The sequence below is a fragment of the Ruegeria discodermiae genome, assembly GCF_030758345.1.
GTDB lineage: Bacteria > Pseudomonadota > Alphaproteobacteria > Rhodobacterales > Rhodobacteraceae > Ruegeria_C.
The window spans coordinates 16,589-29,171 of record NZ_JAVAMO010000012.1 but is presented as its reverse complement, the minus strand read 5'-3'; the positions used below and the strand labels follow the sequence as shown (position 1 = coordinate 29,171).

12 protein-coding genes are annotated in these 12,583 nt (G+C 61.5%); 4 read left to right on the top strand and 8 right to left on the bottom strand.

What is annotated here, in order from left to right:
• Positions 1–12: 12 nt before the first annotated feature.
• Positions 13–777 (bottom strand): SDR family oxidoreductase, encoded by a 765-nt coding sequence (locus tag Q5Y75_RS20115; RefSeq protein ID WP_306200952.1) that lies wholly within the window; start codon positions 775–777, stop codon positions 13–15.
• 97 nt (positions 778–874) lie between these two features.
• Between Q5Y75_RS20115 and Q5Y75_RS20110 the strand changes: the two genes are divergently transcribed.
• Positions 875–1,822, top strand: coding sequence for a 2-hydroxyacid dehydrogenase (locus Q5Y75_RS20110; protein ID WP_306200950.1), 948 nt, complete (start codon positions 875–877; stop codon positions 1,820–1,822).
• Positions 1,823–1,829: 7 nt separating this feature from the next.
• Positions 1,830–2,858 carry an L-idonate 5-dehydrogenase gene (locus tag Q5Y75_RS20105; RefSeq protein WP_306200948.1) on the top strand — a complete coding sequence of 343 codons (1,029 nt, stop codon included), beginning with the start codon at positions 1,830–1,832 and terminating at the stop codon, positions 2,856–2,858.
• Between the two features lie 61 nt (positions 2,859–2,919).
• Here Q5Y75_RS20105 and Q5Y75_RS20100 read toward each other — a convergent pair whose 3' ends face one another.
• The 3 genes from Q5Y75_RS20100 to Q5Y75_RS20090 all read right to left on the bottom strand — a co-directional run bounded on the left by Q5Y75_RS20100 (position 2,920) and on the right by Q5Y75_RS20090 (position 7,305).
• Entirely contained in the window at positions 2,920–3,684 is a 765-nt protein-coding gene (locus tag Q5Y75_RS20100; protein WP_306200946.1) for an enoyl-CoA hydratase-related protein, read from the bottom strand.
• A gap of 57 nt (positions 3,685–3,741) precedes the next feature.
• Positions 3,742–4,716, bottom strand: coding sequence for an NAD(P)H-dependent flavin oxidoreductase (locus tag Q5Y75_RS20095; RefSeq protein ID WP_306200945.1), 975 nt, complete (start codon positions 4,714–4,716; stop codon positions 3,742–3,744).
• 306 nt (positions 4,717–5,022) lie between these two features.
• Positions 5,023–7,305, bottom strand: a complete 2,283-nt coding sequence (locus tag Q5Y75_RS20090) for an adenosylcobalamin-dependent ribonucleoside-diphosphate reductase (protein WP_306200943.1) — start codon at positions 7,303–7,305, stop codon at positions 5,023–5,025.
• A 119-nt stretch (positions 7,306–7,424) separates the two neighbouring features.
• Between Q5Y75_RS20090 and Q5Y75_RS20085 the strand changes: the two genes are divergently transcribed.
• Both Q5Y75_RS20085 and Q5Y75_RS20080 read left to right on the top strand, forming a co-directional pair.
• Entirely contained in the window at positions 7,425–7,856 is a 432-nt protein-coding gene (locus Q5Y75_RS20085; RefSeq protein WP_306200941.1) for a DUF1489 family protein, read from the top strand.
• Positions 7,857–7,941: 85 nt separating this feature from the next.
• Positions 7,942–8,391, top strand: coding sequence for a cupin domain-containing protein (locus tag Q5Y75_RS20080; RefSeq protein ID WP_306200939.1), 450 nt, complete (start codon positions 7,942–7,944; stop codon positions 8,389–8,391).
• Here Q5Y75_RS20080 and hisG read toward each other — a convergent pair.
• From hisG to Q5Y75_RS20060, 4 genes are all read right to left on the bottom strand, one after another.
• Positions 8,388–9,080: an ATP phosphoribosyltransferase gene (hisG, locus tag Q5Y75_RS20075; protein WP_306200937.1), complete on the bottom strand. Its 693-nt coding sequence runs from the start codon at positions 9,078–9,080 to the stop codon at positions 8,388–8,390. The genes Q5Y75_RS20080 and hisG overlap by 4 nt on opposite strands.
• Positions 9,077–10,165, bottom strand: coding sequence for an ATP phosphoribosyltransferase regulatory subunit (locus tag Q5Y75_RS20070; protein ID WP_306200935.1), 1,089 nt, complete (start codon positions 10,163–10,165; stop codon positions 9,077–9,079). Before Q5Y75_RS20070 ends, hisG begins: the two co-directional genes overlap by 4 nt.
• The gene (gene hisS / locus Q5Y75_RS20065) at positions 10,165–11,661 is read right to left on the bottom strand and encodes a histidine--tRNA ligase (protein ID WP_306200933.1); all 1,497 of its coding nucleotides are present in this window, start codon (positions 11,659–11,661) and stop codon (positions 10,165–10,167) included. Before hisS ends, Q5Y75_RS20070 begins: the two co-directional genes overlap by 1 nt.
• 102 nt (positions 11,662–11,763) lie before the next feature.
• A complete protein-coding gene (locus tag Q5Y75_RS20060) occupies positions 11,764–12,567 on the bottom strand; it encodes a crotonase/enoyl-CoA hydratase family protein (RefSeq protein ID WP_306200931.1) in 804 nt (267 codons plus the stop codon).
• Between the last annotated feature and the right edge of the window lie 16 nt (positions 12,568–12,583).

Genomic DNA, 12,583 nt, shown 5'->3' with positions numbered 1-12,583 from the left:
GCCGGCCTGCCCTCAAAGCGACGCGGTGATGCCGCCATCGACATAGAGCGTATGCCCGTTCACGAAGCTCGACGCATCCGAGGACAGGAACACGCAGGCGCCCACCAGTTCCTCGACCCGTCCCCAGCGGCCTGCGGGGGTTCGTTTCTCAAGCCATGCCGAAAACTCCGGATCAGCCACTAGAGCGGCATTGAGCGGGGTGTCGAAATAGCCCGGCGCAATAGCGTTGCATTGCAGCCCGTGTTTAGCCCAATCCGTGGCCATCCCCTTGGTCAGATTGCCGACCGCGCCTTTGGTCGCCGTATAGGGCGCGATGCCGGGACGGGCGAGCGCGGTCTGGACCGAGGCGATGTTGATGATCTTACCCGCCCGGCGCCCGATCATGTGCCGCGCCACCGCTTGGCCAACATGAAAGACGCTGGCGATATTGGTTTGCAACAGCTTCTCAAACGCGTCCGCCGGAAAGTTCTCCAACTCTGTCCGGTGCTGCATTCCAGCGTTGTTGACCAAAATATCGATAGCGCCGGTCTGCGCTTCAAAACCATCAACGGCGGCACGCACCCCATCGTGATCGGTGGCATCGAAGGCCAGTTCGCTCACATTTGCCTCTTCGGCGCGCAGGGCCTCTGCTGCCGCACTCAATTTGGATGTATCGCGACCGTTCAACACGATCTCTGCTCCGGCAGCGGCCATCCCGCGCGCCAGGGCATATCCTATGCCCTGCGAGGACCCGGTGATCAGGGCGCGCTTGCCCGAAAGAGAGAAAATATTGGTCATGTGGATACCCTTGTTGCGCAGACACGCATTGACTTAATCTATTTGGTACCGATAACATGTTACGGGTAACAATGCTTGTCAAGCAAGGAATCAGCCCGTGTCGAAACCGATCATTCTGCAAGTTGGCCCTTATCCTGAATGGGATCAAACCCCTCTTGATAGCGCCTTTGACGTCAAACGGTATTTCGAAGTCTCCGACCAATCCGCCTTTCTGGCAGAACACGGCCCGAACATCCGCGCCATCGCGACTCGGGGCGAGTTGGGGGCGGATCGCGCCATGATCGAGGCCTGCCCGGCGCTTGAGCTGATCTCGGTCTATGGTGTTGGCTTCGATGCCGTCGATCTGGACGCCTGCCGCGAACGCAGTGTCCGGGTGACCAACACGCCGGATGTTCTGACACAGGATGTTGCCGATCTGGGCGTGGCCATGATGCTGTGTCAGTCGCGCGGCATGATCGGTGCGGAACGCTGGGTGCGCGACGGGTCCTGGGCCGACAAAGGCCTTTATCCGCTTAAGCGGCGCGTGTTCGGGCGCAAGGCGGGTATCCTGGGTCTGGGTCGGATCGGTTTCGAGGTCGGCAAGCGGCTGGCCGGGTTCGGCATGGATATCGCATATACCGATATCGCCGCCAAAGACTATGCGCCGGACTGGACATTTCTGCCCGACCCGCTGGATCTAGCGCGGCATGCCGATTTCCTGTTTGTTACCCTCGCTGCCTCGGCCCAAACCCGGAATGTGGTGAATAGCGACCTGATCGCGGCGGTTGGGCCTGATGGTATGATCATCAACATCTCGCGCGCCTCCAATATCGACGAAGACGCCTTGATCACCGCCTTGCAGGACGGCACGCTGGGCGCTGCCGCACTGGATGTGTTCGAGGGCGAACCGGCGCTTGATGCGCGGTTTCTGGAACTCGACAATGTCCTGCTGCAGCCGCACCATGCCTCGGGCACCATTGAGACCCGCAAGGCCATGGGCAAGCTTGTCCGCGACAACCTGACCGCCCATTTCGCCGGGCAGGACCTCCTAACCCCTGTTCTCTGAGGCTGACATGAAAACCATCGTTGCGCATGCTGCAAAAGACCTCCGCATCGAGGCCCGCGAGATGCCTGAACCCGGCCCGGATCAGGTTCTGATCCGTATGGCCGCCGGGGGCATCTGCGGCTCTGATCTGCATTATTACAATCACGGGGGTTTTGGACCCATTCAGTTGAAAGAGCCAATGATCCTCGGACATGAAGTGTCGGGCCATGTGGCGGCAATTGGGGAGAATGTCACCGGCCTGAAGGAGGGCCAACTTGTGGCCATTTCACCCTCAAGGCCTTGCGGCACCTGCGAATATTGCCTTGAAGGCAAGCAGAACCATTGCCTGAACATGCGATTTTATGGCTCGGCAATGCCGTTTCCCCACATCCAGGGCGCGTTTTGTGAATACCTTGTGGCCGATGCCGCACAATGCGCGATCGCCGACGGGTTGAGCGCCGGTGAGGCCGCGATGGCCGAGCCTTTGTCAGTGGTGCTACACGCCGCACGGCAGGCGGGTGACCTGATGGGAAAACGGGTTCTGGTCACCGGATGCGGCCCCATCGGTCTGCTCGCCGTTCTTGTCGCCCGGTACGCGGGCGCGGCCCAGGTCGTGGCAACAGACATCATGGCGTTTACCCTCGGCATGGCTCGCAAGATTGGCGCTGACCTCACTTTGAACGTCGCGGACGCACCGGATGGTCTGGATGAATTTGCCGCCGACAAGGGGCATTTCGATGTGCTCTTCGAATGCAGCGGAGTAGCTGCGGCACTGTCCTCGGCTGTACCGGTTCTACGCCCCGGCGCCACCATTGTGCAATTGGGTCTGGGCGGGGATATGACGTTACCCATGCAGGCGATGACCGCCAAGGAGATCACGCTCCAAGGCTCGTTCCGTTTTCATTCGGAGTTTTTCACGGCTGTCGAGATGATGCGCACCGGGCGTCTGTCGGTGGACCCGCTGATCACCCACACGATTCCGATGGCAAACGCCGTATCCGCCTTCGATCTGGCATCTGATCGCAATCAGGCGATCAAGGTGCAGCTTGCGTTCTGAAGAGCGATCCCGCCCCCGGGGCCAGACGGCACCGGAGGCGGCTTTTACACCCTTGAAAACCTCAGAACTTGGGCGCGCGTTTTTCCAGGAATGCGGTGTAGGCTTCCGCAAATTCGGCGGATTTGACGCCCTCAGCAAAGTCCACCAGTTCGGCGTTGACCCGGTCCATCAGGTTCCCGGGCTCAGAGGCGCGCAACAGCGCCTTGGACTTGGCCATCGCAACAGGAGCCCGCTTTGACAGCGTATCGACCGCCGCTTGGGCGGCCTGCGCTACCTCGGTCGCTGGCAACACCGCGTTGATGAACCCCATCTCCAGCGCTTCGCCTGCATCGAACATGCGGCCCAGAAGGATAAGCTCAGCAGCCTTGGCCTGCCCGACCATTCTCGGCACCAGATAAGAGGCACCGGCTTCGGGCACCAGGCCAAGATCGACAAAGGGCATCTGGAACCGGGTGTCCTCGGCCGCATAGATCAGATCGCAATGCAGCAGCATCGTTGTGCCAATCCCGATCGCAAGCGCCTCAACCTGCGCGACGATCGGTTTGGGAAAGCCGATGATCGCCCGGAGAAAATCCGCAGCCGCAAGATCGCCGGTCTTCACCGCCTGGGCAAAAGAATTCACATCGTTGCCGCTGGTAAAGACGCCGCCCGCCCCGCTGAGCAGCACGACCCGGATCGCGCTGTCTTGGGCCGCATCTTCCAGCGCTGAGACCATGGTGCGGTACATGTCGTTGGTAAGCGCGTTCTTTGTCTGCGGCGCAGACATGATCAGGTGCAGGATCGCGCCCGATTTTTCGCTAATGACTTGGGCGTTTCCACTGGTCACAAGAATTTGTCCTTTTTTCCTGTCCGATCTAGACGGGCAAGTGTTCCCCTGCGGCGGCTAGGCAACGGCCCCTACCAGACGCGATGTGATGATCTCGTTGGCTTCGTCCATGATGCGGTCGATCAATTCCTGGCAGGTCGGAATGTCGTTGATCAGGCCAACAACCATCCCGCAGGACCAGGCCCCGGCTTCCATATCGCCATCTTTCATGATGCGGGGATAGACGCCGGCAACCTGTTCGATGATGTCTTCGAATTGCAGCTTGTGGCCAAGCTCGCGTTCTTTTTCCAGCAGTTTTTGAACCGCATCGTTGGTCATCACACGCTCGGTATTGCGCAGCGGACGCATGACCAGGCGGGTGTCCAACTCGGTCGCGGCCACGATGGCGTCTTTGACGTTCTGGTGCACAGGGGCCTCTTCTGTCGCGATGAAGCGCGTGCCCATGTTCATGCCGGATGCGCCCATCGCCATTGAGGCTACCAGTGAGCGCCCATCGGCCTGACCGCCCGAAGCGACAAAGGGGATCTCGAGCTCATCCGCAGCGCGGGGCAGCAGTATCATGTTGGGCACGTCATCCTCGCCGGGATGACCGCCGCATTCGAACCCATCGACCGAGACCGCGTCGCAGCCGATCTCCTGCGCCTTCAGCGAGTGGCGCACCGAGGTGCATTTGTGGATCACCTTGATGCCTGCATCCTTGAGATAGGGCATCACCTGCGCCGGGTTGCGCCCGGCGGTTTCAACCACGCGCACGCCGCCGTCGATGACCGCCTTGACGATAGCGGGGTAATCCGGCGCGTTCACGGTCGGCAGGAAGGTGATGTTGACCGCGAACGGCTTGTCGGTCATGTTCTTGCAGCGCGCGATCTCATTGGCCAGATCCTCGGGCGTCTTCTGCGTTAGGGCGGTGATCGTGCCAAGGCCACCGGCATTCGACACCGCCGCCGCCATTTCGGCAAAGCCCACATAATGCATGCCGCCCTGAATGATCGGGTGTTGAATGCCAAACAGTTCAGTGATCTCGGTTTTCATTGTCACCAGTCCCTCGGTTTTCTTGTGTCTATGCCTGTCATCCGTCGCCCGGCCATGCGATACGGCTTTCGGCTTGCTTAAACCGTTCTGATGACTTCGGTCATTATTACGTTGCGTCCGCAGGCGCTTATCTTTCCGCAAGGTCAGTGACTCCCTCGAATGCAAAATTGCACTTTCCGAGTGGGCATGCGTGCAGGTAAAGCTCTGAGCTTATGTGTTTGATCCCAAGGTTTTATGGTGCGACCCATTCGATGGAATGAAAGGTGCCCAATGCACCCTGAAACACAATAAGCCGAGCTCAGGACGCTATTGACATTTTGAGTGGCCACAATTGCGGCACGTCATACAGCCTTCGACCATTTGCATCTCGTACTGGCCGCAACTCGGGCAGGCCGGGCCTCGGGGCGCGTCGGTGTTGACGACCTGGGCCTGCGGGTCTGACTTCAGGCCCATGCCTTCGCCCTCAAGAAAACCGATCGAAACCATGTGTCGTTCGATAACGCCACCAATCGCTGCAAGGATCGACGGGATGTACTTGCCTTGCACCCAAGCCCCACCACGCGGGTCGAACACCGCCTTCAACTCCTCGACCACAAAGGACACATCGCCGCCGCGCCGAAACACCGCCGAGATCATCCGGGTCAGGGCCAGCGTCCAGGCGTAGTGCTCCATATTCTTGGAGTTGATGAACACCTCGAAGGGCCGCCGCCGTCCGCCGATAACAATATCATTGATGGTCAGGTAAATCGCGTGTTCGCTATCGGGCCATTTCAACTTGTAGGTGCTGCCCTCCAGCGCCTGCGGGCGATCCAGCGGTTCCGACATGTAGACCACCTCGCCACCATCAACGCTATGGGGAGAGATCGCGTTTTCCCCCGGGGCGGTGTCAGCTTTTTCGCTCACCGTCAGCACCGAACCGGTCACGTCATTGGGCCGGTAGGTGGTGCAGCCCTTGCAGCCCTTATCCCAGGCCTGCATGTAGACATCCTTGAACGCCTCAAAGCTGATATCTTCCGGGCAGTTGATGGTTTTTGAGATCGAACTGTCGATCCATTTCTGCGCGGCGGCCTGCATCTTGACATGCGCCGAAGGCGCGAGGGTCTGCGCGTTCACGAAATGATCGGGCAGTTCGACATCACCGAACTTGTCGCGCCAGAGCTGCACGGCATAATCGACGACCTCTTCTTCGGTGCGAGAGCCATCCTTTTGCAGCACCTTGCGCGTGTAGGCATAGGCGAAGACCGGCTCGATCCCGGACGAGACATTGCCCGCATAAAGGCTGATCGTGCCGGTCGGCGCGATCGAGGTCAGCAATGCGTTGCGGATGCCGTGTTCGCGGATCGCATCACGTATATCCGCGTCCATCGCCATCATCGACCCGCTGGCCAGATACCCGTCAGCATCGAACAGGGGGAAGGCCCCCTTCTCGCGTGCCAAATCCACCGACGCCAGATAAGCGGCGCGGGCGATCGAGTGCAGCCAGCGCTCCGTCTGACGCGCCGCCTCGTCCGAGCCATAGCGCAGCCCCAGCATCAGCAGCGCGTCCGCCAGTCCGGTCACACCCAGCCCGATCCGCCGCTTGGCCTGCGCCTCAGCGGCCTGTTCCGACAGCGGGAATTTCGAGACGTCGACCACGTTGTCCATCATCCGGATCGCGGTCGCCACCAGTTCCTGCAGTGCGGCCTGGTCCAGTTCGGCATCACCCTCGAACGGGTCGCTCACCAGCCGCGCAAGGTTGATCGAGCCCAACAGACAGGCCCCGTAAGGTGGCAGGGGCTGCTCCCCGCAGGGATTGGTGGCCGCAATGGTTTCGACATAGTTCAGGTTGTTGGCCGTATTGATCCGGTCGATGAAGATCACACCCGGCTCGGCATAGTCATAGGTCGACTGCATGATCTTGTTCCACAGGTCACGCGCCTGAACCGTGTGATAGACTTTGCCGTCGAATTGCAACTCCCATGGGCCGTCGGCCTTGACCGCCTCCATGAAGGCGTCGGTGACCAGAACCGAGACATTGAACATCCGCAGCCGTGCCGGGTCGGATTTGGCGGTGATGAAATCTTCGATATCGGGGTGATCACAGCGCATTGTCGCCATCATCGCGCCGCGCCGCGAACCCGCAGACATAATCGTCCGGCACATGGCATCCCAGACATCCATGAAGCTCAAGGGACCCGAGGCATCCGCCGCCACGCCGGTGACCGCCGCGCCTTTGGGCCGGATGGTCGAGAAATCGTATCCGATGCCGCCGCCCTGCTGCATGGTCAGCGCCGCTTCTTTCAGCATATCGAAAATACCGCCCATGCTGTCTGGGATGGTGCCCATCACGAAACAGTTGAACAGCGTCACCTGCCGCGCGGTACCTGCACCCGCCGTGATACGCCCGGCGGGCAGGTATTTGAAATCCTCCAGCGCGGCATAAAACCGGTCTTCCCACAGTTTGGGGTTTTTCTCGACCTTGGCCAGATCACGGGCGATACGACGCCAGGTATCCTCGACCGTCTGGTCGACCGGCGTGCCATCCGCCTGTTTGAAGCGGTATTTCATGTCCCAGATCTGTTCCGAGATGGGGGCGGCAAAACGGGTCATTGGCTGATTCCTAGGCTGATCGGGCGATCAAGCTTACCCAAATCACCGATACGATGCTACAACAGTTTGAAGTTCTTTCCCAACAGGCTACTATATGAGCCACTCTTGGGGGCGACTCTGTGGATAAGTATGTGAATCTCATCAAACTGTCGGTTGGATCGGAAAGCGTCGAAACGCTGGCCGACTGGCAACAGACCCGCGCTGCGCAGGCAGAGGACGGGTTGCCGCGCCATGTCACCCGTATGTGGCCCAAGCGCGAGGCGGAGATCCTGAATGGCGGGTCAATCTACTGGGTGATCAAGGGGCTGGTGCAATGCCGCCAACGCATCCTGCGCCTAGATGAGGTGATGGGATCGGATGGCATCCGCCGCTGTGCCATCGTACTGGACCCGGAACTGCACTGCACCCAAAGCGCACAGAAGCGCCCGTTTCAGGGCTGGCGCTATCTCAAACCCGAGGATACCCCGCCCGACCTGCCAAAAACCCGGCAATCGGAGGACGCGCTGCCCGATGATCTGAACCGGGCGCTGGCCGAGATCGGCGTGCTCTGAACCGCACAGAAACTGTGCAGCCATCCGTATTTTGTTGACCCGCGCACAGGGCTAGCCTGCCTCCCGTCGCCAGAAGGAGGTAGAAATGACTCATTGCGTCTACAATGACAGCGAAATTCTGGATTTCCCCGGTGCAATCACCTTGCGCATCCTGCTCGGCGGCGATCAAACCGGCGGCGCGTTGGAAGCGTTCGAGGATATCGTGCAGCCCGGCGTCGGCCCTCCCCGCCATGTCCACCTGCATCAGGACGAGACGTTTTTCTTTCTGGAGGGCGATTTCGAGGTGGAGATCGCGGGCAAACGCGCCAGGGTCGCGCCGGGTGATCTGGCCTTCATTCCGCGCGGGACAGAGCATGCCTTCAAGAATGTCGGGGCAAGTCCGGGTCGCCTGCGCTATGTCTTTTCCCCCGCCTACAAGATGGAGGAGATGTTCCGCGCGCTGCATGCCGCGCAGCAAAGCGGTGCGTTGAACCCGGAAGAGATGGCCCGCATCGCGCCGCAGTACGGGCAGGAGTTCACCGGCCCGCCGCTCTAAAGCGCGATCCGGTCGAGGAACTCGTTAAGCGTTTTGCGGTCGTCCCCCTTGCATGCCGCCACGCGGCTGCGCCAGAGCGTTGCCTGCGATCGCAGAACCATTCCATCGGTCAGGATTTTCAGGTGGTTGGCCCGCAAGGTCTCGCCGGTCGACGTGATGTCGGCGATCGCCTCGGCGGTTTCGTTCTTGACCGTGCCTTCGGTAGCGCCCTGACTATCTACCAGCGTATAGTCGGCCACTCCGGCCTCGATCAGGAAATCCCGCACGAGGCGATGGTATTTGGTGGCAATCCGCAGGCGGTGGCCATGAGTCGCGCGAAAGGCAGCTGCCGTCGCGTCGAGATCGCCCAGCGTATCCACATCGACCCAGGCGCGCGGGACGGCCAGGATCAGATCGGCCTGACCGAACCCCATCGGCGCGATCTGCTCGACCTGCTGTTCCCAGAGCGGCAGTTTCTCATGCACCAGATCAGTGCCCGTGACCCCCAGATTGATCCGCCCCGCCGCCAGTTCGCGGGGAATCTCGCCCGCAGACAACAGCACGAGGGTCATGTTGCCGATCCCGTCCACGCGACCCGCATATTCCCGGTCCGACCCGGTACGCGACAAGTCGATACCGCGCTTGGCGAACCAGGCAAATGTCTTGTCCATCAGGCGGCCCTTGGAGGGGACCCCAAGCTTGAGGCTCATGATAGGCTCTCCTGCAGATCAAGGATCAGGCCCGGGCGCAGGATGCCGCCCACTGCGGGTATCTCGGCCCCGTCACCCAGATAGCGGGTCAGAGCGTCGTAACGCCCGCCGGTGGCCAAGGGCGGCAGATCGGGACGGCCCTGCCGGTAAAAGCCAAAGACGAACCCGTCGTAATATTCCATCGAAGTGCGCCCATAAGAGGCTTCGAAATCCAGGTGATCCACATCGACGCCGCGTGCGGCGAGCGCACCAATGCGCGCCTCAAGCCGGTCCAGCGCGGGGCCGATCGATGGCAGATCAACCGCCACATCGCGCAGATGTTCCAACGCAAAAGGCAGCGTCTCACGGATGGTGAGCAGCGTTTCGAGCGCGGACAATTCGGTCTCGGAAATCCGCGGCGCCGCATGATCGGCGCGCAGCGCGTCAATCCGCGCAGCAATCTCGGCCTGCGTGCGCTTGCCGATCAGCGGCGCGTCCGTCTCGACCGGGCCCGTGCCCGCCAGCAGCGCCGCGCGCGCCTCGCTCACCGAACGCTGGCCACCAAACCGCTCCAACAGGGCGCGAAACCGGCGGGGCCGCCAGATATGCCGCATCAGCGCCTGTTTACGCCGTTCATCGGTTTTCAGCCCTTGCACCGCCGCCATCAGGATGCCGATATCGCCGGTCGAGGCGGTGATGGGCAGGTCCCCCAAAGCCCGCGAGATCAGCGCGAAAACCTCTGCATCGGCGCGAGCGGGGTCAGCCCGATCGAACACCTCATAGCCCACTTGAATGAACTCATTGGGTCGGTCCGGATCATGTTCCTGCCGCCGGAACACCTCGCCCGAATAGGTATACCGGGCTGGTTCTGCACCATCACTCATGTGCATCTGCACCACCGGCACGGTGAAGTCAGGGCGCAGCATCTGTTCGCCGCGCAGCGCGTCCGTGGTCACATAAGCGCGGGCACGGATATCCTCGCCATAAAGATCAAGCAGGGTTTCGGCCGGTTGCAGGATCGCCGCCTCAACCCCCCGCGCACCCGCTGCCTCGAACTGCGCCCGCAGATCTGCTGCCTTGAGCAGCACTGTTTCGCGATCTGCCATCAGGATGCGTCCGCCTGCGCCGCCAGCATCGCGCGTACCTGCGCCACCAATTCGCCACGCGGCGCTTCGATCTGAGAGGGGCGTTCCTTCCATTCCTCCAGTGTCGCGCTTTCGGCCAGTTTTGCGCCCAGGATCAGGTCCTTGATCTGCACGATGCCATTGGCCTTTTCGTCGCCGCCCTCGATGATGGCAATCGGCGCGTTGCGCTTGTCGGCATATTTGAGCTGGTTGCCGAAGTTTTTCGGATTACCCAGATAGACCTCGGCCCGGATGTCTGCATTGCGCAGCTCGGCCACCATCGCCTGATAATCGGCCATGCGGTCCCGATCCATCACTGTCACCACAACCGGCCCATCTGCCTCGGTAGTCAGTCGGCCTTTTTCGCGCAGCGCGGCGAGCAGACGATCAACACCTATCGAGACGCCGGTTGCGGGAACCTCCTGCCCGGTGAACCGCTTGACCAGATCATCATAACGTCCGCCACCCGAGACTGAGCCAAACTGCCGCTTGCGGCCTTTTTCGTCGAGGATTTCGAAGGTGAGTTCGGCCTCATAGACCGGTCCTGTATAGTAGCCCAACCCGCGCACCACCGATGGGTCAATCTCGATCCGGTCCGGCCCGTAACCACCCGCGGCGAGCAATGCGCCGATCTGTTCCAACTCTGCGATTCCGTCCGCGCCGGTCTGGCTGTTGCCGACTGCCGCGCGCAGGTTCGCCAGCGTTCCGGCAGCATCCGCCGCCTTCGAGGTCAGGAAGGCGATCACAGGTTCAGCCTGATCGTCGCTCAGACCCACACCGTCAATGAACGCGCCCGAGGCATCCAGCCGCCCTTTGGTCAGCAACTCGCGCACGCCCTGCTCGCCCACCTTGTCGAACTTGTCGATGTTGCGCAGCACGTTGTCGCGGGCACTTGCGTCATCACCCAGCCCCATCGCCTCAAGCACGCCGTTCAGGACCTTGCGGTTGTTGACCCGCACCAGATAATCGCCACGCGGGATGCCGACAGTTTCCAGCGTGTCGCTGAGCATTGCGCAGATCTCGGCATCCGCCGCCATTGAGGCGCTTCCCACGGTATCGGCATCACATTGATAGAACTGGCGATAGCGACCCGGCCCCGGCTTTTCGTTCCGCCAGACCGGTCCCATCGCATAGCGGCGATAGGGCGTGGGCAGATCGTTGCGATGCTGGGCATAGACCCGCGCCAGAGGTGCGGTCAGATCATAGCGCAACGCCATCCAGTCGCCACGGTCGTTTTCGTCCACCTCCTGCCAGGCAAAGACGCCCTCGTTGGGGCGGTCCACATCGGGCAGGAACTTTCCCAGCGCCTCGACCGTTTCCACCGCGCTCGATTCCAGCGCTTCGAACCCATAGCGATGATAGACCCCGGCAATGGCGCGCAGCATCTCGGTCCGCTGCGTCACCTCACCTCCGAAATAGTCGCGAAACCCTTTAGGGGTCACGGCCTTGGGGCGGGGCTGTTTCTTGGGCTTTGCCATCGGGGCATCCTTGGGGTGGTGGTTCCGCGCGCGGTCTAGCCCATGCCCCAAGAAGGGGCAAGCCACTGCGCGGCCCCTTTGCACGTCCGTTAGATGTCGCGCTCAGATATCGGCGAAATCCCCCGCGCGCCCCTTTCCGGCAGCAAATCGCGCAGCACCCGGTCGACTCTCCTGCTCGAACACGGCGACTGAGGCCCATTCCCTGCGCAACGCCTGAGCAAGCGCCTCGGGCGTGGCGCGGGCCGAGAGATGATCGACACGCAAACAGCCCTGCGGAAAGCGGATCAGGTCCTGCGCCAGACCCATTGCGGTTTCCAGCGCAGCGCCTTGCGGGCAGGTATAATTGGCAAAGCCTATCGCCTGCGCCTCATCCGTCTGCACGGGGCGCCCGGTCAGGATCAGATCATTCGCCCGCCCCTGCCCCAGAATCGCGGGCAGCCGCACCGTGCCGCCATCCAGCAGCGGCACCCCCCAGCGGCGGCAAAACACACCCGTCACTGCGCCCTGTGCCATCACCCGCATGTCGCACCAGGCCGCGAGCTCCATCCCGCCTGCCACGGCCGGGCCCTCGATGGCGGCAATCACCGGCTTGCTCAGCATCAGGCGCGTCGGACCCATCGGAGCAGGACAGGGTTGCGTGACGGGATCGGTCCAGTCTTGAGGAATATCGAGGCTCTTGATCCAGTCATCCGCCGCCCCCGATCCGGCCGCTTTCAGATCGAACCCGGCGCAGAAATACCCCCCTGCCCCGGTCAGGATCGCCACCAACTGGCTGTCATCCGCCTCAAACGCCAGAAACGCTTCATAAAGCGCCTGCGCCGTTTCCGGGTCCACCGCGTTGCGCGCATGGGCGCGGTCGATGGTAAGGGTGGTGATGGCCACGTGGCGCTGGATGATGACACTCACGGTAATCCTCTCTGCC

Coding starts and splice junctions, on each gene's coding strand:
- Q5Y75_RS20105 (WP_306200948.1), top strand. CDS start 1,830: ATGAAAACCATCGTTGCGCATGCTGCAAAAGACCTCCGCATCGAGGCC.
- Q5Y75_RS20090 (WP_306200943.1), bottom strand. CDS start 7,305: ATGACCCGTTTTGCCGCCCCCATCTCGGAACAGATCTGGGACATGAAA.
- Q5Y75_RS20095 (WP_306200945.1), bottom strand. CDS start 4,716: ATGAAAACCGAGATCACTGAACTGTTTGGCATTCAACACCCGATCATT.
- Q5Y75_RS20115 (WP_306200952.1), bottom strand. CDS start 777: ATGACCAATATTTTCTCTCTTTCGGGCAAGCGCGCCCTGATCACCGGG.
- hisG (WP_306200937.1), bottom strand. CDS start 9,080: ATGAGCCTCAAGCTTGGGGTCCCCTCCAAGGGCCGCCTGATGGACAAG.
- hisS (WP_306200933.1), bottom strand. CDS start 11,661: ATGGCAAAGCCCAAGAAACAGCCCCGCCCCAAGGCCGTGACCCCTAAA.
- Q5Y75_RS20070 (WP_306200935.1), bottom strand. CDS start 10,165: ATGGCAGATCGCGAAACAGTGCTGCTCAAGGCAGCAGATCTGCGGGCG.
- Q5Y75_RS20080 (WP_306200939.1), top strand. CDS start 7,942: ATGACTCATTGCGTCTACAATGACAGCGAAATTCTGGATTTCCCCGGT.